Annotated in this window: 19 protein-coding genes; 5 read left to right on the plus strand and 14 right to left on the minus strand. The window is 41.2% G+C overall.

The window, feature by feature from the left end; all coding sequences use genetic code 11:
• Window positions 1-813: 813 nt before the first annotated feature.
• The 5 genes from V7L01_RS04025 to V7L01_RS04045 all read right to left on the minus strand — a co-directional run bounded on the left by V7L01_RS04025 (window position 814) and on the right by V7L01_RS04045 (window position 3,040).
• Complete coding sequence (locus tag V7L01_RS04025) at window positions 814-1,128, minus strand: hypothetical protein (RefSeq protein ID WP_335032126.1); 315 nt, start codon at window positions 1,126-1,128, stop codon at window positions 814-816.
• 205 nt (window positions 1,129-1,333) lie between these two features.
• Complete coding sequence (locus V7L01_RS04030; protein ID WP_335032128.1) at window positions 1,334-1,624, minus strand: hypothetical protein; 291 nt, start codon at window positions 1,622-1,624, stop codon at window positions 1,334-1,336.
• Window positions 1,625-1,814: 190 nt separating this feature from the next.
• Entirely contained in the window at window positions 1,815-2,114 is a 300-nt protein-coding gene (locus tag V7L01_RS04035; RefSeq protein ID WP_335032129.1) for a hypothetical protein, read from the minus strand.
• A 171-nt stretch (window positions 2,115-2,285) separates the two neighbouring features.
• Complete coding sequence (locus V7L01_RS04040; RefSeq protein ID WP_335032131.1) at window positions 2,286-2,582, minus strand: hypothetical protein; 297 nt, start codon at window positions 2,580-2,582, stop codon at window positions 2,286-2,288.
• Between the two features lie 170 nt (window positions 2,583-2,752).
• Entirely contained in the window at window positions 2,753-3,040 is a 288-nt protein-coding gene (locus V7L01_RS04045; protein WP_335032133.1) for a hypothetical protein, read from the minus strand.
• A 947-nt stretch (window positions 3,041-3,987) separates the two neighbouring features.
• Here V7L01_RS04045 and V7L01_RS04050 point away from each other — a divergent pair.
• The gene (locus tag V7L01_RS04050; protein ID WP_335032135.1) at window positions 3,988-5,322 is read left to right on the plus strand and encodes an HlyD family efflux transporter periplasmic adaptor subunit; all 1,335 of its coding nucleotides are present in this window, start codon (window positions 3,988-3,990) and stop codon (window positions 5,320-5,322) included.
• Window positions 5,323-5,375: 53 nt separating this feature from the next.
• On the opposite strand, the gene V7L01_RS04055 is transcribed toward V7L01_RS04050, so the two are convergent.
• Window positions 5,376-6,128: a hypothetical protein gene (locus tag V7L01_RS04055; RefSeq protein ID WP_335032137.1), complete on the minus strand. Its 753-nt coding sequence runs from the start codon at window positions 6,126-6,128 to the stop codon at window positions 5,376-5,378.
• Window positions 6,129-6,616: 488 nt separating this feature from the next.
• Entirely contained in the window at window positions 6,617-8,314 is a 1,698-nt protein-coding gene (locus V7L01_RS04060) for an alpha/beta hydrolase (RefSeq protein WP_335032139.1), read from the minus strand.
• Between the two features lie 317 nt (window positions 8,315-8,631).
• On the opposite strand from V7L01_RS04060, the gene V7L01_RS04065 reads away from it, so the two are divergent.
• Window positions 8,632-8,826 (plus strand): hypothetical protein, encoded by a 195-nt coding sequence (locus V7L01_RS04065; protein ID WP_335032141.1) that lies wholly within the window; start codon window positions 8,632-8,634, stop codon window positions 8,824-8,826.
• Between the two features lie 12 nt (window positions 8,827-8,838).
• Here V7L01_RS04065 and V7L01_RS04070 read toward each other — a convergent pair whose 3' ends face one another.
• The 5 genes from V7L01_RS04070 to V7L01_RS04090 all read right to left on the minus strand — a co-directional run bounded on the left by V7L01_RS04070 (window position 8,839) and on the right by V7L01_RS04090 (window position 13,936).
• Window positions 8,839-9,762 (minus strand): ion channel, encoded by a 924-nt coding sequence (locus V7L01_RS04070; protein ID WP_335032143.1) that lies wholly within the window; start codon window positions 9,760-9,762, stop codon window positions 8,839-8,841.
• A 164-nt stretch (window positions 9,763-9,926) separates the two neighbouring features.
• Complete coding sequence (locus V7L01_RS04075; RefSeq protein WP_335032145.1) at window positions 9,927-10,844, minus strand: YsnF/AvaK domain-containing protein; 918 nt, start codon at window positions 10,842-10,844, stop codon at window positions 9,927-9,929.
• Between the two features lie 254 nt (window positions 10,845-11,098).
• Window positions 11,099-11,980 carry a DUF2382 domain-containing protein gene (locus tag V7L01_RS04080; protein WP_335032147.1) on the minus strand — a complete coding sequence of 294 codons (882 nt, stop codon included), beginning with the start codon at window positions 11,978-11,980 and terminating at the stop codon, window positions 11,099-11,101.
• A 536-nt stretch (window positions 11,981-12,516) separates the two neighbouring features.
• Window positions 12,517-13,359 carry a DUF2382 domain-containing protein gene (locus V7L01_RS04085; RefSeq protein WP_335032148.1) on the minus strand — a complete coding sequence of 281 codons (843 nt, stop codon included), beginning with the start codon at window positions 13,357-13,359 and terminating at the stop codon, window positions 12,517-12,519.
• A 313-nt stretch (window positions 13,360-13,672) separates the two neighbouring features.
• The gene (locus tag V7L01_RS04090) at window positions 13,673-13,936 is read right to left on the minus strand and encodes a hypothetical protein (RefSeq protein ID WP_335032150.1); all 264 of its coding nucleotides are present in this window, start codon (window positions 13,934-13,936) and stop codon (window positions 13,673-13,675) included.
• A gap of 9 nt (window positions 13,937-13,945) precedes the next feature.
• On the opposite strand from V7L01_RS04090, the gene V7L01_RS04095 reads away from it, so the two are divergent.
• Window positions 13,946-14,392: an antibiotic biosynthesis monooxygenase family protein gene (locus tag V7L01_RS04095; RefSeq protein WP_335032152.1), complete on the plus strand. Its 447-nt coding sequence runs from the start codon at window positions 13,946-13,948 to the stop codon at window positions 14,390-14,392.
• Between the two features lie 36 nt (window positions 14,393-14,428).
• Here the strand turns inward: V7L01_RS04095 and V7L01_RS04100 are convergent, their stop codons facing one another.
• Together V7L01_RS04100 and sat are read right to left on the minus strand one after the other, a co-directional pair.
• A complete protein-coding gene (locus V7L01_RS04100; RefSeq protein ID WP_335032154.1) occupies window positions 14,429-16,663 on the minus strand; it encodes a caspase family protein in 2,235 nt (744 codons plus the stop codon).
• 99 nt (window positions 16,664-16,762) lie between these two features.
• Complete coding sequence (gene sat, locus V7L01_RS04105; RefSeq protein WP_335032156.1) at window positions 16,763-17,941, minus strand: sulfate adenylyltransferase; 1,179 nt, start codon at window positions 17,939-17,941, stop codon at window positions 16,763-16,765.
• Between the two features lie 226 nt (window positions 17,942-18,167).
• Here sat and V7L01_RS04110 point away from each other — a divergent pair, with 226 nt between their 5' ends.
• Together V7L01_RS04110 and V7L01_RS04115 are read left to right on the plus strand one after the other, a co-directional pair.
• Window positions 18,168-18,617, plus strand: coding sequence for a hypothetical protein (locus tag V7L01_RS04110; protein ID WP_335032158.1), 450 nt, complete (start codon window positions 18,168-18,170; stop codon window positions 18,615-18,617).
• Window positions 18,618-18,719: 102 nt separating this feature from the next.
• Window positions 18,720-20,430: tetratricopeptide repeat protein (locus V7L01_RS04115; RefSeq protein ID WP_335032160.1), on the plus strand; the 1,711-nt coding region annotated here is incomplete at its 3' end.

The raw sequence follows: 20,430 nt of genomic DNA on the forward strand, positions 1-20,430 counted from the left end.
AACAAGAGCTAGCACGTACCAGAATGCTTATATTTTCTATTAGTAAGTAGAAATCTATAAATAATCCCTACTCTGTCCTTGCCAATGATACGAAACAATCGTAAGGGTTTGATTGTACTTGTTGTTTCATAGTTAGGTTTATTTACATCAACCTACTTATCAACAGAAAAACATGGGCAGTTTTTGGTATGTCAACCTTTAGACAGACTTACTTGCTACTTTTGAGTAAGTTCTGTAGAAAGACTTTCGCTATACTTTTGCAAACTCGTAAACTGCGATCGATATCCCTCTTTAATCACTCTGGAATGAAAATAATCAAAACTAAATGCCGAAAGACAGATTTAGCTATTTAGCCAGGGATTTAGCGATCGCATTTTGATAAAACCCCGAATAGAAAAGGGTTCTAGCTTTTACTCTAGCCGAGAGTGATTAAACATGGATATGGTCGATTCTTCTAGTAGCAGCGCTTATTTCACTACTTGATTACTCAAAGATGAGCAGTATTAGAAAAAAGCGCTACAGACAACCATATTGATGATTGCCCAATAGCAACCATCAATATAATCTCGTTAACTTTGTTGAAGTAAAGTAGGTGGGTAGCAATAAACGGATGTTAAGATAACTCCTAAGCAAAGTATCTTAGCTAATGACTTATGAGATAAAGCCGATTAGCAATTTAGTTCCGTACAAAAGCAACTTAACCTGCATCAAGAGAGTAAATTGTTTAACGTGCGGTGTCTCATCTGAGTAAAGACGCGGTTGTCCTGTCTTTACTTTTATTATTACCCTTCTACTTAAACCTCATAAGTTTACCTAAGCGCCTACGGCGTTATTGGAGGAATTGATTGCGTCTCCACCAGCTCCACCGGATGAGTTAATTTTAGAGTTAATGATCACAACCGGTGAGTTTTTGCCGCCGCCTATAGAGATAGCACCACCGTTGCCGCCTGCACCGCCAGTAGCGGCTTGACTAACGCTGTTGGAAGCACTAGAACTGGAAAGATTTAAGAAACTTAAGGCCAATTGCAAACTCTTTGCGCTACTGCTTTTGGTGGTCTTTTTGCTGTTACCACCAGAGAGATTGGCTTCTTCGTTGGGAGTTAATGCTGTAAACAATGTGCTTTCCATTATCTTAGTTCTCGCTTAGTTTGATAGTAGTTGAAAAGAAGTAGCGCCACACAAGAAGCCATTGAAAATAAGCAGCGTCAGACAAGGAGCCTTGCAAAAATAACTTGAACATTTTTGATGAGGAAGTTCAGCTTCAGTGCTTATTCCAGATTCAATTTGTACAACTTATTTTTACATGAGGCCTAAGCGCCGCCTAAGAATTTACCTAAGTGCTTGCACCTACAGCGTTATCAGAGGTGTTGAGTGCGTCTCCACCAGCTCCACCAGATGAGTTAATGGTAGTACCAATGATCACTACTGGTGAGCTTTTGCCGCCGCCTATAGAGACAGCACCACCGTTGCCGCCAGCACCGCCAGTGGCTTTTTGAGTAACTGTGTTCTTAGCAGTGGCAACCTTCTTCAATAGGGCTGTGATCTTGATATCGGTCTTATTGGTACCACCAGAGAGATTAGCTTCTTCGTTGGGGGTTAATGTTGTGAACAATGTGCTTTGCATAATCTTAGTTCTCGCTTAGTTTGATAGTTGAAAAGAGTTTGATAGTTGAAAAGAAGCTGCGTCAAATTAGGAGTCTTGCAAAAATAACTTGAACATTTTTGATGGGGAAGTTCAGCTTCAGTGCTTATTCCAGATTCAATTTGTACAACTTATTTTTACATGATGCCTAATGTGCCATATAAGAGTTTACCTAACCAGCACCAACCGCGTTATCGGAGGAGTTGATTGCATCTCCACCAGCTCCACCGGATGAGTTAATTTTGGCGTCAACGATCACAACCGCTGAGTCTTTTCCTTTGCCGCCTATAGTGATAGCGCCACCGTTGCCACCCTTACCGCCAGTAGCTGTTTGCTTAACTGTGTTTGTAGCAACGGAAGACTTGATATTTATGAGTGTAACCTTGAGAGCACTGACCTTAGTAGGAGTAGTACCACCAGAGAGATTGGCTTCTTCGTTGGGGGTTAATGTTGTGAACAATGTGCTTTGCATAATCTTAGTTCTCACTTAATTTGATAGTTGAAATGAAGCTGCGCCAAATCAGGAGTCTTGCAAAAATAACTTGAACATTTTTGATGGGGAAGTTCAGCTTCAGCGCTTATTCCAGATTCAATTTGTACAACTTATTTTTACATGATGCCTAAGTGCCATATAAGAGTTTACTTAACCTGCACCAACAGCGTTGTCGGAGGAGTTGATTGCGTCTCCACCTTTTCCACCGGATGAGTTAATAGTAGTGCCAATGATCACAACTGGTGAGCTTTTGCCGCCGCCTATAGAGACAGCACCACCATTGCCGCCCTTACCGCCAGTAGCTGTTTGAGTAACTTTGTTTGTAGCAACGGAAGACTTGATATTTGCAATTGTCAACTTGAGAGTAGCGACCTTAGCAGGAGTAGTACCACCAGAGAGATTGGCTTCTTCGTTGGGGGTTAATGTTGTGAACAATGTGCTTTGCATAATCTTAGTTCTCGCTTAGTTTGATAGTTGAAATGAAGCTGCGCTAAATCAGGACTCTTGCAAAAATAACTTGAACATTTTTGATGGGGAAGTTCAGCTCAGTGCTTATTCCAGATTCAATTTGTACAACTTATTTTTACATGATGCCTAAGTGCCATATAAGAGTTTACTTAACCTGCACCAACCGCGTTATCGGAGGAGTTGATTGCGTCTCCACCTTTTCCACCAGATGAGTTAAATTTAGCGTCAACTATCACAACTGCTGAGTCTTTTCCTTTGCCGCCTATAGTGATAGCACCACCATTACCACCAGCACCGCCAGTAGCTGTTTGAGTAACTGTGTTCTTAGCAACGGAAGACTTGATACTTAAGATTAGCGCTGTAATACTCTTAGAAGTACCACCAGAAAGATTGGCTTCTTCGTTGGGGGTTATTGTCGTGAACAATGTGCTTTCCATAATCTTAGTTCTCGTTTGATTGTTGGGATTAAAATCGCGTCACTTCAAAGTAATAAACATAAACATTTAAAGAGTATCTTTAGTTACTTTTTTGTTCCGCTAAAAGTATTATACGACTCTTCTTCTATAGGTCAAGCAACTAATTTTTTAAGATATATGTATTACACACTTTTAGTGAAGATACTACATGGTTGTTCTTTATACAAATTTAATTAGAAATAAGTTCTGATTTATCAAAAATTATAGGCATCAATATATATGTTGATATAAACATGAAAATGTAAAATCCTGATTTCAACGATAACTATATAAGTTAAACTTATTACGTATTAATACTGGGAAAGCAACCCAAATGCCTATAATCAAAGGCATAGCCTATTTGATTGACTATATGTTTATACAAACTGTACTTAAATAGCTTTCTAAAATTCAAAACTTGTATCTTGCCTTTACGGATAAGTGATTTTACGTAAGAGTACTTAACGTTTAACTAATAGATACAAACAGAATTGGAATGTATATAATTTCTTTTAATATAAAACCACTGAAGTTTGCTTAATTATTGATTAATGGGAAAAAGCTTTCATTGATTATACAAAGAGTTTGTCAATAAATAAAGAAGGGATAAAATTTTAGATGAAAATTATAAAGATTTAGTAACCGTACTAGAATGGACTAATTGTTATTTATACTTAGCTGTATATAAACCTTGTATTTACATACTAAAATCCGTATAGTCAAGGCACTTATCAGTAATCGAAGCAAAAGCGACAGCTTTTGCCCTGCAAGGGGAAAACACCAAAAATATGGGAGTTTTGCAAAAAATATGATTGAAACAGAAGAGAGATTTTATTTTTTGGATATCCCTAAAACTTGGTAGTTGCGCTAACGCTAGGTAGATTTTTTTTGCTAGATTATTTACACAACCAAAATGTTATTTAAGATTCATGTTCATTGACCCTCAACCAGACTTTCTCCGCCTAGTCGAAAACGACGAATATATTCCACCAGTCAGCATCTGGACAAAGTTGGGAGGAATTTTTTTAATTGGAAGTGTTGGTACTGCCTTCGGACTTGCTAGTGTCATTCAATACAACATAATAGTCAAAGCTGATGCTACCGTTCGCCCAACCGGAGAAATACGGTTAGTGCAATCCGCAGCTGAGGGAACAGTCATCAGCATCAAGGTAAAAGAAAATCAAGTTGTGAAAAAAGGAGATACGATCGCACTCATCGATAACTCCCAATTGCAAAGTAAAAAAACCCAAATTCTCGGAAATATCCAGCAGAATCTTTTACAAAGAGCGCAGATTGATGCACAACTCCGAGCGCTAAAAAATCAAATGACTGCTGAAACCAATGCAATGCAACAAGCGATCGCATCTGCAAAAGCAGACTTAAATCGAAACAAGAGAGACTATCGAGATAAAAAAATCACTACTCTGTCAGAAGTACAAGAAATAGAAGCGAGTGTTGAATTAGCTAAAGAGGAACTGAAGCGATATCAACAGTTGGGAAATACAGGGGCAATCGCTGTTCTCCAAATTAAAGAAAAAGAACAATCTTTTAAAGCTGCTACTGCTAGACTCGAAAATGCTAAAGCTGGACTTAATCCCAGTGATGCTAATGTGGCGATCGCACAAGAACGAATTTCCCAAGAATTCACAAAGGGTGAGTCTACTCTTGCAGAATTAAACAAAGAGAAAGAGGAAATCATCAGACGTCAAGTTGAAATTCAAAATCAAATTAGTAGCGCTCAACAAGAACTTAAACAAATTTTTACGGAACTCCAAAAAACTATAATTCGTACCTCTGAGGCTGGTACTATTCTCAAACTAGACTTAAGAAATACTGGACAAGTTGTCCGTGCTGGAGATGCGATCGCTCAAATTGCTCCTAACAATGCCCCTCTCCTGATCAAAGCTCGTGTTGCTGCTGCGGATATTACCAAAGTGCAGGTGTGTAAAATTGCACAAGTAACAAAATGTCCAGAGGGGGAAGTACAAATGCGGCTTTCTGCGTATCCGTACCCAGATTATGGTGTCCTCAAAGGTGCTGTCAGAAGTATTAGTGCTGACGCCATTACATCTCAAGGTAACGGTAATGTTCCAGTTGCGCCTTACTATGAGGTGACAATTGAGGCAGAGAAACTTAATTTAAACAGGGGCGGTAAATTATATCCGATTCAATCAGGGATGGAAGTTACAGCTGAGATCATTTCCAAAAAAGAAACCCTGTTGACATTCATTCTGAGAAAAGCAAGGCTGCTAACAGATTTGTAAGTTAAAGCGGGGGTTCCCCCCGTTGTGGCGACTGCGGAGGATTTAAACCCCAACTATAAGTTCCCGCAGAGTAATCGAGCAAAGTTGGAGCCATCGAAACTCCGAGTTAATAATTGTTTAATCTTATATTCTTCAGCAAAATTAATAAGTATATCTACCAAGGCTATAAACAGTTCAAAAGTTTTATTAACTAATTTACAGCTCTGCTTGCGAATATCTTCTGCTAAATGCATAGTTGCAATAAAATTTTTTGTTTCAGAAGAATCAATATTATGGTTATTTTCAGCGAGTAAATGAAGATTTGCAAAAGACGGATACTCTCGATTAGTAATAACTTTTAATTGTTGAGCGACTGGTGCAGTTATTGATAAAAAAATATTCGAGATGGTTTCTATTGAATCAATAGCTAATAGCTTATAAATTGGATTAATTTGAAAAGTTCGCCGATATAGTTTATAAATTGTTTTTCTACAAATTACTGTTTGAGCACTCAGATTAAATTTTAAAGAGTTAGTGAGATTTAAAAATTGGTTAAATAAGTCTTGTAAATCCTTTAAAAACCATATTGAATGATTCCCTTCTTCGCGGATTTGTTTGTTAACAATATATTGAATTGGGTTAACTGTTGGAGCTTGTAAGCAAACAAACTTGTTTAAGTATGCATATCCCACGATCAAAAGTGCAAAACAAGGAGCAAAAGATAATTTTTGTATAGAATCGATGCTTTTATTCACTAAAAACTCAAAGAAGGGTAATTGAGCAAATTTGACTGATTCTTTTTCAATTAATCTAAACACTTTTTTCATCTTGAACTTTCACCCGCAATCATTAAGTTGTTTACTTATTGAAGTTCGTCAAGCTAGTACTGTTTCCTCTACGTTGGGTTCACAAGTTTTATGCAGAGCCAGCCAGTTCTTTACAAAAGTTCATAAAATAATCTTCCTTGATAATTGCACAGTGCAGTCGATGTTGAATTATCAGTTCGGCTTACAAGTTTTATGCAGAGTTGGCAAATTTTTTACAAAAGTTTATAAAATAATCCTGCCTGATAAGTGCATAGCCTAGTCTGTGTTGAGTTATCGGTTCAGATCGCAGCTTTTATGCAGAGCCAGCAATTCTTTACAAAAGTTCATAAAAAAACCTCCCCAATAAGTGGACAGCGTAGTGTCTGTTGAATTATCAGTTCGGCTTACAAGTTTTATGCAGAGTCGGCAAATTCTTTACAAAAATTCACTAACTGCGTTACAGTCAACCTTTTCCCCTTATTGCCAAAAAACACAAGTCCCTTAAACTCTCACGGGTGGGTAGGGATAGGTTGAGGTTTTGATGGTTTGGCTGACTGGACAGTTGACTCATTCCAAATTTGATTGAGCCGATCTGGCGACAACGACTGTAAAATATTGAGATTAAGCGGCTGTTTACTGATGAATGTGGCGTAAGAAGGCTGCAAATAGGAGCGGTATTCAGGGCGATTGAGAAGATGGGTTTCCAAAAAAGCTACACTCAGGGCTTTGAGATAGGAATAAACAGGAGCGCGATCGGGGCCTAGCAAGGCAGGTGGCACAGGTAAGACATCGTTTTCAGGAGTAGGTTCTGCGATCGCCGAAAAGTGGGTAGCGTTTTCAATCAAAGCCAGGTATTTATTGGGGTCAGAAAGCCAGGTAAAGGGGCGGATTTGCTCAAATACGGGTGGAGCGAAAATATCTTGACTACCAGCTACCAGCATTACCGGAATTTTAATTTGGCTGATTCCGCTCTCACCCAAAATTGAGCTGTCAATTGGATTAATCGCTATGATGACCTTGATGCGATCGTCTTTGAATTCGTAATTGCTTGGGGGTAACTCAATTGCTTGGCACTGCAAAACAAGCGACAAATTAAAAGATGAATTATTGGGATTACAGTCTTGCCTGAGTTGGTCAAAGTTAATCTTTGCTCCTGCTAGAGTCAAAACGGTATAACCGCCAAAGGAGTGACCGATCGCGCCAATTTGCTGAAAATTGAGTTTTCCTTGGAGGGTAGGATCGGATTTGTCTAGACGCTGGAGTTGATCGAGGAGATACTTGATATCCAAAGGTCGGTTGACAAATTCTGCTGCGTCTGGCGGCCCGGCTAAACCTGCAAAATATTGTTGAAAGCGTTGGGAATTACTACCAGGGTGTTCTAGTACCGCAACAGCAAAACCATAGGATGCTAGATGTTCAGCCAGGTAGACAAAGGTAGAGCGGTCTGAGGCTACGCCATGAGAAATTACAATCAGGGGAAAGGGAAGCGAAGACTGTTCTTTAGTGCTTTGTGAACCTGCTTTCGGCAAATAGATATCCACGGGTAAACGGCGATTGCGAGAAATGTCATTTAGCTCTAAGCTTTTTTTCTGCCAGCTGAATTCTCCTGGCGATCGCAAATCTGGCTGTTGTGAGAAGTCAATTTTTGAATTGGCTGCTTCAGCGATCGCTTCTTTTTGAAGAGAGGCAACAACTTCATCCCTTTTTTTGAGCAATTGTGACAAGTCATCGACTATCTTTAACCCCTCGGTAAAATTCACCCGCACAGTATTGCTAGGAAATTTCCGCAGCAAATTCACAACCGTTAAACCCTCTCGATCGGCAGCAGCCAAAATCAAAGAGGCACGTATCGCATAGAAGCCGTTCTTTCGAGACTCAGTGAGGAGTAATTCTCCCAACCGTTGCATCACCTGCTCGCCTACGGGTGAGTAGGTAACTTGAGATACTAGTGTAGGAGTGATATTAAACCTTTGCTGGAGCAGATCCCGCAGTTGAGCGAGTTGTTCAGGAGTAGCACGGCTAGCATAAAATGAAAAATCTCGATCGATTTTGCCAACTTTCGCAAAAGTTTCTAGCGAGTCCACGGACAAGGAAAATTCCCCAAAGGGGGGGTAAAAAAAGCTAATGCGTTCAGCTCCCAATCCAGGAGTAGCAGTCAAAAACGTCGATAGCAAACCTAAACCCAGGTATCTGAAAAATTTTTTCATTATAAAAACCCACTGTCTAACCCTGGCAAACAAGTTTGAGCAGAGAGGAAAGCGGAGCGGGATCTATAACCGCTTTCCTGTTTACTTGGTTTAGATATATCAAACAGGTTACAAGCACAAGAAAGCAAGTACTTACATTCATAGTTTCGCATATACGCTTTAAACCGACACTAAATTAAATTTCGGGATCATAGGGGCGCAGAGCTAGCTGTGTGCCCATACCTATTGTGCTGAATATCAAAACATATAAGTAGCAAATTTTTCGCACAAACAGCATCAGTAGCGCGATAATAAATATAGAGATCAAAATATTTTATATGTCCTTAGCCTCCTGCGCCTGTTGTGTTGTCGTCCTCAATCAACAACAGGAGCAAAATATCTCCCACCAAAATCAGTGCCAGGATGTGCCAGTTAAGCCCAGCAAGAGCATGGTTAAAAGTTGCACTGTGGTTGAAAATGGTCGGGTTGTCGTTAAACCCTTACAAACCGCAGTTAATCAGACTGCCGAGTAAATTTCAGGCATTTCAACTGTTTTCATCTAAAGGCAAAACATCGTGGAAGCGGTTGTAATCAATGTAGCGATGTCCATCGGGTGCGTGGTGGAAGATATCGACAAATTGATTGTTCCACAAAATCTCATTAGCACCATAACTATGACGGGCATGGACGACCTGTGCAACCGTTTCATCAATACCACTCAAAGAGACGATCAGTATAGTATTTGTCTGGGTTAAAGATTCTGGTGTCATTCCATATAGAGGGCTAAACTCATCAATAACATGCATCACTGACCAGCTTAAGGTGAAGCTAGGTGTTTGGTTCCTCAGCAGCTTGAGATCGTAGAACCGACGCATAAATTGCCCTTCTAGGGTTATATCGTCACGCATCAAGTAGACTCGCATCTGCGCCTCAAGAATCATATTGCGACGCTGATTAGCGGTGCGAAATATGAGAGTTGGCATCGCATTATGAGATGTAATTACAGCAACACGGCTAAATAGCACGCGGGCAGTGGGTCGGGAGAACCGAGCAAACGCTAGCCCCGTCATCACAGCAATTCCCACCAAACCGATCATTGCTTCAATGGTGACAATAATGTTGGCGTAAGTTGTTTTAGGATACATTGCCCCATAGCCGATGGATGCTAGGGTTTGCACGCTAAAGAAAAAGACATCTAAAAAAGAGCCAGGTCGGGCGTTGGCTATGCAATCTCCTCCTATCAAGTAAGCTAGGGCAAATAGAGCATTAATAGTTATATAGAAAGTACAAATCAGGATCAGAAAGCCAGTCCAGGGAATCGTTAGCAGCAAATGGTAGGGATCGCGCCAGTAGGAATACCATAGACCCATACCCATAATCTCAAATTTTCCATCTCGAACATGAATCTGAATAGGTGGAATCAGATGCTGTCGTTTCTTCGGTGAAAGTCTCTTCAGTCGAAATTTCATTGCAAGTAGCCAAAAGAACGGCAACTGCTTAGTATTGTAAATTAAGTTGCTTTGGAGACATTACACTGAGCCACAAGTGCGCGGAAATTTCACCTTTCTTTTCTTAAATCAACAAAAAAATAGGGTGGACAATGCCCACCCTACTAAATTAATCTGCTAGAAACTTATTTTTCCGACTTTAGTGATTGACCTTGAGAACAGCGGTCAAACCACTCCTGATATTTTTTCTGTTGTGACTCATCTTCAACAGCAATGGTCACTCGCACCTGCTTGCAGCCGTGATTTTGCTCTAGTGCGATCGCATTCAACAATAAACTGGCAGTTTTAGGCGAGCTAAATTCACCGCTTACGGTTAAACCGCTGCCAAAATTTGTAACTTCTAGCCCTTCTACTTGAGTCCAGTCAACGCCAGAAATTTCCTCTTGTCCTAAATCAATTTCTGCGAGTTGTTTGTGTTCTGGGCTAATTTGTTCCACAATCAACTTTTCACGCCGGACAGGAACTTGTATCATCCGGGTTTCAATCTCTTTGCGAACAATCACCTCACCAATTTTACGCTTCCTGCTTTCAACAACTAAGCGTTCTTCTAGCAGGCGAATAATCTGTTCTTCGGTAACTTCTTCTAAATTTACTGGCTCAACTGGGCTATTTGTACTTTGATAATTGTCTACTTGCTCAGTTGAATTTTCCGATCGTGTGCGTAGATGCGGAGCAGCTCCTTGATAGGCATCGCCTGGCGTTTCTGTTTCTAAATATTCAGGCATATACTCGATTTCTGATTTGTTTAAGTCTATGAAAACAGATTTAGTCGGCTTGTCGATTTTTTTTATTCTCTGGCTCTGCAATCGAAATAGAGAAGGAGCTTTATCGGCTAACTGCTGACCATATTCTAGAGTTCCTTGATTCGCCTGATTAGATATAACTAGGTTTAGGCGGCGATTAGCATCCACAATTAAGTCATGAACTACTCCTACTAGCTGACCTTGCCCATCAAACACAGCAAAATTCTTCACCTTCTTTCTTAAATCTGCTAATGATGTGCTAGTGGAATCAGAGTTTGCCTGTCCAATGTTTTTTGTCATCGGTTGGCTTTTCATATGCAAATATGAACTACGTTTTACTTAGCTAAATTAAATGTATCGAGCGTTTTAATCCCATTTAGAAAATGCTTGCGGCAGATGTATTTATCTAACCCATATTCTGAGGAATATTCGCAATCTAAAATCTAACTTGGTATCAACTATTGCAAGCACAGGTAAAGCTAATTTAACAGCTCCACCTGTACTGTATCAAATTAATTATTAGTCATTAGTTACTAGCTAATGACTATATTTAGTTAGCGTTCTTCAATTGGAAGATTACCAGAATTCACATCTAACTCTTCACGACGTACAGTTTCTTGAGTTTCAACTGTCTCTTGATCTACCACTTTTCTAACTCTGACTTCTTCACGCAAAAATGCTTCTTTGCGAATTTCAGGAGTTTCTTCGTGGATTTCTATGCGAGCAACTTCGCCTTCACGGAAGTCTGCTTCGCGCCCAGAAACGGCAGTACCTGCATCTGCTGGAGTTACCCGCTCAATCACAACTCGTTCTCTTTCTACTGGCACTGCAACTCGTGCAGTATCAGTCTCAACATGCTTCCCAATCGTTACTTCTCCAGTTTTTTGGCGTCGCTTGCTAGCAATCAGCCGTTCTTCATACAATCTCAGAGTTTGATGATCTTGCTCATTTAACCCGTATAAAGAAGGCTCATGTTCGTAATTGTAGCTATCACGATCGGAAGTTGGCGTAGTCGCCGCCGCTGCCTGATAGGTTGTATCTACAGGTGCTGATGCTTCCACAGCACTGGTGGAGTCTACGGGTTGGCGATATACCCCACGCACCCGTTCTTCATAGTCGTAATCAAGGCTTTGGCGTTCATTGAACTCAGGTAAATCTTCTGCTTGCTCTCTAGTCAAGCCAATTGTGTAAACGCGATCGGTGTTATAGTCAACACGAGCACGACCAAGTGGTAGTAATACTTTTTTACCAAAAATCCAAAAGCCTAAGTCAACGACTAAATAGCGAAAATGACCTTCTTCATCAACTAAAACATCACTAACAGTACCGATTTTTTCATCAGTTCCTTGTGTATAAACCCCAAGCCCCTTAATATCATGACCTTCAAAGGAATCACGGTAGCTAGGCTCAAAATCTTCTAATTTGTAAAGAACCATTATATTTTTTTTAACCTCACTCAAAAATTTTCTCTTCATTTCCTAATAACTAGACTAAACATTTATTGAGTTCTTTACCTCCTTCTGTCGAAAGAATTATTTCCAGACATAAATAATCAAAAGTTATAGAGGTTTTTGATGCCATATAAAGACAAGACGCGAAATTGGCAGAATCTCACTTTTTGTAAAACATGTCTAGCCTTGGTGCATATAATTTGCTGGATATATTGGCTCACCGCAAAATTTCGTAAGTAAGTCGGCAGAATAAAATCAAACAGTGTGAAGAAAAGTAAATAAAGCTCAATCCCTCTTTTCCTCTGCACCCTGCCTTATCCCAACGATGATTATTGACGCCGACCTACTTATCTCTGCACGGTTTATCAAGATATAATTTTTTTAAACCTTGATATTCCCGACTTCTTATAAAAGTCGGGAATATTGTTGTTAAATAAAAAAACACAGGCAGAGATTAAATTTAACTTTGCCTGCATGATTATTTCAGATAAATCTACCAAACAAATTTATTAACCTGCTACTTAAATAGCTTCATGTGTAGTGCTACCACTTTCTTGCACATGTAAATTACCCGCAGTATCAACATCTAACTCTTCTCGACGAATGGTGTCTTGTGTTTCCACAATGTCCTGTTCTACTACTTTCTTAACCCGGACTTCTTCACGCACAAAGGCTTCTTTACGTATCTCAGGCGTTTCTTCGTATATTTCTATGCGTGCTACTTCCCCTTCTTGGAACTTAAGTTCATTGGGATCTACAACCTTTCCTGCTTCTGTTGGCACAACTCGCTCAATCAGAACCCGTTCTTTTTGAATAGGTACTGTAACGCTTGCAGTATCTGTTTCAATGTGCTTACCAACCGATACTTCTCCGGTTTTGATGCGTTGTTTGCTGGCAATTAATCGTTCTTCATAGAGTTTAAAAGTTTGATGAGATTGCTCATTCAACCCGTATAAAGCTGGTTCTGTCTGGTAATTGTATGTATCGCGATCGTAACTTACACCGCTGGTTGGAGAACGAAATACACTACGGACATTTTCTTCGTAATCACGATCGACCACCATGCTTTCTTTGTACTCGACTAAACCTTCTACTTGATGTTTACTTAATCCATCAACATAAACGCGTCTTGCAGGATAGTCTATCCTGGAAAGACCAATTGGTAGTAAAATTTTCTTACCAAAAAAATCTACGCCTGTATCAATAACTAAATACCGGAAATGACCATCATCATCAACTAAAACATCAGCCACTGAGCCAACTCTGTCTCCTCCCTTAGTATAAAGATCCAGAGCTTTAACGTCGTCTTGTCCAAAAGTTTCTTGATAGTTTGGGTCAAAATTTTCAAGTTTGTGAAGAGGCATACGCTGTTTCCAGGTTGTTTATAAGGCTTATTGACAAGTCTAAGAAAAATTGTGCTGAGTTTCATCCTGCTGGCGACTGAATTTAATTGAGATTTTTTCGGATTTATAGTATAAGGAAAATACTCAAGTTGAATACTTCTGATAATCAATAGGAGTACAACTAAAGGCTTGTAAAGCGCTAACCCTTGATCGTAGTGATTTTGGGGTGTTGTAGTGTTAATAAACATTACATTTGAGAGTGTCAAATAAACGTTACTCTTCTTAATTTTCTATACCCCACACCCTACCCCCGATACCTTTACAAGCGTGCCATTCAGATTTTGCACTTTGTAATCGCAGTAGAACCAGTAGCCTCCTGTGTTTGGTTTGTCGTATGAAGTGACTTCCTTACAACCGACAGAGGAGTGAGGACAACGGGGTGCGATCGCAATCTTTGAGGGTTGATTGGGCGTGACAAAGCCGATACTCCTACTCGATCGAAATCCACTTTGCCACCGCAACCAATATCTTGTATTCTGTTTTGTGAGCCAGATGTTATGAAAAAAATATCATCGCTAAAATTTGCTAACTTTAGCATAGCTTTACAATGAGAAAAAATTTTTTCGGTATATTTATTGGAGCTACACTATTACTTGGTTCCTTACCTTTGCTAGCAGTTGCACAGACTGAGCATGATGCAGTTCCATCTAAAATTAATGGCAGCACTACCCAAACCAAAACAGTAGTTGCACGTATTTGGCATGGTCAAACACCCACGAATAAAGCAGACGAATATTATAAATATTTAACTGAAGCTGGAATCAAGAAAATCCAATCGATTCCTGGTAATGTAGGAGCGCAAGTATTTCGTCGTACTGATGGGACAATTACAGAGTTTATTGTCATCTCTTATTGGAATTCAAGGGATGCTATTCGTGCCTTTGCTGGCAATGACATTGAACAAGTACATCCTCTGCCCAAAGATAACCAGTATCTTATTGAACCAGAAACTAAGGTTAAACATTTTGATGTCTTGCTAAATCAGCACCAATAATCGTAAGTGATTAAGCGGACTTGATATCAAACTAACTTACACTACTTGAAAACTAAAGCTAAGACTTGCCCAATTATTCACATTCAATATATATGAGTCGGCTGCTGTGCCGTTCATCTCCGTTTTGAGGATGCTGGCGTTATGTAAGTCTTGTAGCAAGGCATGTGCAACGTCTAAGGGATTCAACAATGGCCCAATCGGCCCTTCTTCAGCTGCGGAATACTTAGCAGTGCTCAAGGCGGCGAGAGTTTCGCTAAAGGGGGCAGTACTAAAAATCAGTTGTTGTTCGTAAAGGAAAGCTGGCCCTGAAATCACCCATTGGGAAGCACCATTAGTTTGGGGTAGGGTGAGGGTTTCACCTGGGGCGATGACAACTTCTTTAAGGAGGGGCTTGGTGTCGGCAGTGTTTGGTTCTTCGGGGGTTTGCCAAGAGTAGAAGGCAACTGCTGTATGATTATTGTTTAATCCCAGCAAGATTAAATATACTGGGCGATCGCTCTGGTTTTCCACTCGATATTGCATTCGACTACCGATAGGCACAATTGGAGTGGGGAGAGACGCGACGCCAGTCGCTACAACGGGGGGAACCCCCGCAACGCGCTGGCTCATTAATCGCGTCTGTACTGATGAAGTTTCAGTTTTGAAAGTTCGTACTGTTTCGCGCTGCATAACGACGCGAGGCGATATGTCACTAATTATTTCTAAGGTTGCTTTGAGAGCCAAGCGGGAAGAACCTTCATTTTGTGTAAGTCGGTATAACTTCGCTGCAAACAGGGTTGATAATTTTGGCGCTAACCTCTGCACCGTTAATTTCACTGCTTCTCCTACTTCCCCGGTGGTGTTGGGAATTAGCTCGCCACCAAGAGAAAATAAACCATAACGACTGGGAATTTCCTGTAGCTTGGCAAATATATAATCAGCAGGTTTTTCTCCTGCTACTACGGTGGATACATGGGAAAATCCAGCAAAGGCACTTGTGGCATCTACCCGCTCAATTCTTTCCAATCCAGTATCCAAACCTATTATTAAATTAATATTTCGGGGTAAAACCCGGACTGCTTCTTGAACGAGTTGCCCAACTTGTAAGGGATTTGCACCTTCAATTTTGGAAATTTGCGCTTTTGCAGTTAACCCAGTGCGCGATCGCAATACTAATTGTTCTGTTGTTGCTAGGGTGAATCGAGAATTAACTCCGTAGTATAGCAGCACTTGTGGAGGTAATCCTGCCAACCACAGATGGACTGTTTTACCGTCCTCTTCAATAGCACTCACCGCGCCTTCTGCACCAATGATATCGTCTGGAAAAGCTGACGCGAAACCTAACCCCCCAGCCCCCTTCCCTACAAGGGAATGGGGAGAATTCAAAGCCTCTCTCCTCTTAGGAGAGAGGTTTGGAGAGAGGTTTTCCAGATTCCCTGGTTGCTGTTTGCTACCCAATTTTGATAGAGAATTTTCTACATGGGAGAGGGCGACTTGAATTGTGGTGGCTGGGGTGAATTCCCATAAATACTGTGTCAAGGCGTAGGTAAATAACCCAGCACTAAAACCAGAGAAGAGTCCTTCCTTTGCTGGCTGGTTTGGTTCTGAGGTAGCTGCTAAAACAATCGGAGTGTTGGCTAAATTCTGAGTTTTAAGTTGTTGAAGAAAGTCGAGTTCTTCTGTTGCTAGCTTTGCTACTGACTCCTGAAGGGCGCGAATTTTTGAGCCTAAGACTGCGCTAGGAGCATAATAGCTAGTATCCAATACTGCTGTTACATGGTCTGTGGGGAGCGATCGCAATAATAGCAGTAGAGTTTCTTCTAATATATAGTTGACTATTTTATCATCTTGTGAGTATCGAGTCAAATTAGCGGTCACCAGAGCATTTTGCATTGGATCTGGCGACGTTTCCAATTTGACACGGCTGCCATAGCCGCTAAAGTGGAAAACGGCCACATCACCAGGTTTAGCTTGCTTGCTCAGGTGTTCTAAAAAAGCTGCCTCAATGAATTCTCTGCTAGCTTGTTCCTCAGTTAACGTTAAAATATCTGACCCTTGGAAACCAAAGCGGTGAATCAACAGTTCTCTTTGTAGTTCCACATCCGTCAGACAACCGCTGAGGGCTGGAATCTGTGGGTATTGGTTAATACCTATTAACAATGCCAACTTGCGCGGACTGGGTTGTGCCAAAGCCTGATAATAGCGATTTCCCAAAGTCAACCACTCAGCTTCAGTTACCCCCAATACCGCGAGTATTGAGCCAATTCTATGTAAAAACGTGCGCCGTTTCATAATTAGCTATCAGCCCTCAGCTATCAGTTAGCAGCTTACAGGGCTGAACTCTGTATTGTAAAGTTACAGTCGATAGTGTTTAGCTATTGACAATTTGCCCTAAGCCGGTACTTCTATTCGCATTGCCCGCGCTAACTCTGCCGCCACCTCTGGACGGGAAAATTCTGGTGGAGGTAACTCACCGCGCCGCAGCATTTCTCGGACTTTTGTCCCCGATAGGTGAATGCGTTCTTCTGGCCTGCTGGGACTGGTTTTAGATGTTGCCATCTGCTTAGTGCGCGTGCAATAGAAAGCGTGTTCAAATTTCATCGGCACAATGCCCAATTCACTTGGGTCAAATTCATCAAAGATGTATTGAGCATCATAAGTGCCATAATAGTCACCAACGCCAGCATGATCTCGTCCGACGATAAAGTGAGTACAGCCGTAGTTCTTGCGGACTAAAGCATGGAATATGGCTTCACGAGGCCCAGCATAGCGCATTGCGGCGGGATTAATTGCCAAAGTTACCCGGTCTAAGGGGTAGTAGTGTTCCAGCAAAATTTCATAGCAACGCATCCGCACATCAGCAGCGATATCATCTTCTTTTGTTGCTCCGACTAAAGGGTGCAAAAATAGACCATCAACGATTTCTAAAGCGCACTTTTGAATATATTCATGGGCGCGGTGGATGGGGTTGCGAGTTTGAAAGCCGACGATAGTTTTCCAACCCTTGTCTTTAAATAGTTGCCGTGAGGCAGCTGGATCGATTTGGTAAGTGGGAAACTGGGGATGAGGTTCGCGTTGCAATAGCCAAATATCACCCGCCAGATGTACATTACCTTGGTTATAGAGTACCTGCACGCCGGGATGTTTGACATCATCAGTGCGGTAGACATTTCTTGCTTCGCGGGTTTTGTCGTAGTGATATTTTTGCGTAAGTTGCAAAACTCCAATAAATTCGCCTCTGGAGTTATCCAGACGGATTAAGCCGCCTTCTTGCAACGGGGAAGCTACTTCTTCGCTTACCGATAGTGTAATTGGGATTGACCACACAAGACCGTTAGCTAGTCGCATTTCTGCAACAGTGCGATCGTAGTCTTCCTGGTTCATAAAACCCGTGAGTGGACTAAAAGCACCGATCGCAATCATTTCTACATCAGAAACGGCGCGATCGTCTAGTTGCACTCGTGGCAAAAAGTCAGCTTTTGAGAGAAACTCTGCTCTTTGTTCTGGTGTGGCGATACGGTTAACCAATTGTCCACCGTGCGGGGCTATAGCATCTGGATTGTGACTCAACGTAATCCCCTCTCTGCTTTTAATGTTATTGTTTCAGATTATGTACTAACTTACCAAATGCTGGTACGTAGAAATAAAGAGTTTGGGTATTGGGTATTGGTTTGTAGTTACTGCCCTTGTTTTTATCGTTTGTGTTAAAAGGTTTGTGGAATTTAGATACTTAAGACTGTAATCAAACGTAGAACGATCTATAAAATATAGCTATTGCTTGAGGAATCTATCAGATATGGTTGGTCTTATTACTTTAGCAGCCGCGCAAGCGATCGCAAATGTTGCCTTTAACAAGTTCTTTGAGTCGAGTGTGGGTAAGTTAGGCGAGAAGTTTACTGAGACGGGGCTGAAAAAGATTGACGAATTATATCAGACGATTCGGAGAAAACTCAGTGGTAATCCTGACGCTAATCATGCTTTAGCTGAGGTCGAAAAAGGTAATCAAGAAGCGTTACAGGAAGTAGCGGTTTATCTCCGGGCTGTAATGAACGCTGACGATAAATTTGCCACAGATGTCCAAAAAATTGCTGATGAAATCAATATTCATCGTGTGGAAGATAACAGCAGCCAGAATCAGTACAACTATGGCGGACAGAATTATCAAACTAAAACGGGTGAGAACAATACTAATCAATTTGGCAATAGTACAACAAATAACTACTATGACAAGCCGCCACAATCTTGACTGGAGTCGTCCGTAGGGCAACGGATAAATTCAAGTCCCATTATTAACTCACTGCGTCCAGAAACTAGCTATTGGCAAGGACGGAATGATGAACTTGACAAAATGCAGCAATGGTTAAATTTAGATCGCGTGCGTCTAATTGGTGTGACGGCTACGGGTGGTTATGGGAAGTCGGCATTAGTTGCTAAATTATGTGAAACACTAGCAGCGAGTTTTCCCCAACAGATTTGGGCAACTTTTAGTGATGCCTATCCTTTTGCTGTGTGGGGACGTTGGCTGTTGGATAAGTTGGAGAAACCAGCGCCGGAAAAACCAGAAGATTTATTAATTGCGGTTTGTGATTGTTTGCAAACAGAACGATATTTGCTGGTGTTGGATAACCTGGAAACTTTGCTGCACAATGATGGACAATGGCAGGATCGGGCTTATTCTCAATTTTTATTGCGTTGGTTAGGTTCTGAGAGTCAAAGTAAGATTTTGGTGACTAGCCGCGAACAACCAACGCTACCAAGCAATACTCTAAACCAAAGTAAATGGTTACAACTGGATGGACTTTCCCCCGATGCAGGGGTGGCGTTATTACAAGCTTTGGAAATTCAAGGTTCTGACACAGATTTAGCAGAATTTGTCAAAAATGCTGATGGACATCCTTTATTGCTGAAGCTGGTGGCGGGGTTGCTGAAAGCTGAGGAAGGAGAAGAGGCGAATATTAGTGTTTTGAAACAGGATATTTTCAAGATATTAGGTTTGCACCGAGATGACCCAGAGGCGAGTATTGCTAAAATTTTAGATGCGAGTCTTCAGCGTCTAGAACCCAGGTTACAAACTCTGTTGCAGTCTTTAAGCGTGTATCGCTTACCCTTTGACTGTTCAGCAGCAATGGCGATGTCTGGCTTTATTGATGAAGAACAAGTAGAATCACAGGACTTGGAAAACCTCTCTCCAAACCTCTCTCCTCTGAGGAGAGAAGCTTTGAATTCTCCCCCAAACCTTGTAGGGTTGGGGGGTGGAGGGTTAGGTTTCGCCTCTTCTTCTCCAGATGAGGTGAAGTGTCAGGTAGAAGTACAACTGCGACAACTAGCAAAACGTTCTCTGTTACAAGAGAAGAAACAGCAAGGGGTGTGGAAGTTTTATTTTCAACCGTTAATTCAAAGCTATTTACAAAAGTCCTCTTCAGCAGAAGCGCATCAGTGCGCCATCGCCTATTACGAACAACGCCGGAAACCAGAACTTTTATCCACAGATAAACTCGATGATGTGGCGGAATATCTAGAGATTTTTCATCATCACTGCGAACTTGGGGAATATGTTCAGGCTTTTTCTAGCGTTTATTATCGTGAAAACAATCATGATGACTGCGACGAATTTTTAAGAAAAAATTACTACTATCCAGCCCGTCTGACATTATATGAGCGTTTAGATCGAGAATGGAAACAGCCAGAAAATCCAGATGAATTAAAACGCTATAGTGATTTATTCAAGGTGTACGGCGATGTATTGCAGTTCCTTGACCGACGTGATGAAGCATTAGAACGCTACCAAACCGCTTTGTCATTTTACCGCGACATCGGCGCACGCTTGGGGGAAGCTAATACATTAAGAAGTATCGGCGATGTATTGCAGTTCCTCAAACGCAGTGATGAAGCATTAGAACGCTACCAAACCGCTTTGTCATTTTACCGCGACATCGGCGAACGCTTGGGGGAAGCTAATACATTAAGAAGTATCGGCGATGTATTGCAGTTCCTTGACCGACGTGATGAAGCATTAGAACGCTACCAAACCGCTTTGTCATTTTACCGCGACATCGGCG

The sequence above is a fragment of the Nostoc sp. genome, assembly GCF_036917095.1.
In the GTDB taxonomy this organism is placed as follows: domain Bacteria; phylum Cyanobacteriota; class Cyanobacteriia; order Cyanobacteriales; family Nostocaceae; genus Nostoc.

Coding starts and splice junctions, on each gene's coding strand:
- V7L01_RS04065 (WP_335032141.1), top strand. CDS start 8,632: ATGTCCTTAGCCTCCTGCGCCTGTTGTGTTGTCGTCCTCAATCAACAA.
- V7L01_RS04035 (WP_335032129.1), bottom strand. CDS start 2,114: ATGCAAAGCACATTGTTCACAACATTAACCCCCAACGAAGAAGCCAAT.
- V7L01_RS04070 (WP_335032143.1), bottom strand. CDS start 9,762: ATGAAATTTCGACTGAAGAGACTTTCACCGAAGAAACGACAGCATCTG.
- V7L01_RS04100 (WP_335032154.1), bottom strand. CDS start 16,663: ATGAAACGGCGCACGTTTTTACATAGAATTGGCTCAATACTCGCGGTA.
- V7L01_RS04075 (WP_335032145.1), bottom strand. CDS start 10,844: ATGACAAAAAACATTGGACAGGCAAACTCTGATTCCACTAGCACATCA.
- V7L01_RS04110 (WP_335032158.1), top strand. CDS start 18,168: ATGGTTGGTCTTATTACTTTAGCAGCCGCGCAAGCGATCGCAAATGTT.
- V7L01_RS04050 (WP_335032135.1), top strand. CDS start 3,988: ATGTTCATTGACCCTCAACCAGACTTTCTCCGCCTAGTCGAAAACGAC.
- V7L01_RS04080 (WP_335032147.1), bottom strand. CDS start 11,980: ATGGTTCTTTACAAATTAGAAGATTTTGAGCCTAGCTACCGTGATTCC.
- V7L01_RS04055 (WP_335032137.1), bottom strand. CDS start 6,128: ATGAAAAAAGTGTTTAGATTAATTGAAAAAGAATCAGTCAAATTTGCT.
- V7L01_RS04025 (WP_335032126.1), bottom strand. CDS start 1,128: ATGGAAAGCACATTGTTTACAGCATTAACTCCCAACGAAGAAGCCAAT.
- V7L01_RS04045 (WP_335032133.1), bottom strand. CDS start 3,040: ATGGAAAGCACATTGTTCACGACAATAACCCCCAACGAAGAAGCCAAT.
- V7L01_RS04030 (WP_335032128.1), bottom strand. CDS start 1,624: ATGCAAAGCACATTGTTCACAACATTAACCCCCAACGAAGAAGCTAAT.
- V7L01_RS04060 (WP_335032139.1), bottom strand. CDS start 8,314: ATGAAAAAATTTTTCAGATACCTGGGTTTAGGTTTGCTATCGACGTTT.
- V7L01_RS04090 (WP_335032150.1), bottom strand. CDS start 13,936: ATGCTAAAGTTAGCAAATTTTAGCGATGATATTTTTTTCATAACATCT.
- V7L01_RS04040 (WP_335032131.1), bottom strand. CDS start 2,582: ATGCAAAGCACATTGTTCACAACATTAACCCCCAACGAAGAAGCCAAT.
- V7L01_RS04085 (WP_335032148.1), bottom strand. CDS start 13,359: ATGCCTCTTCACAAACTTGAAAATTTTGACCCAAACTATCAAGAAACT.
- V7L01_RS04095 (WP_335032152.1), top strand. CDS start 13,946: ATGAGAAAAAATTTTTTCGGTATATTTATTGGAGCTACACTATTACTT.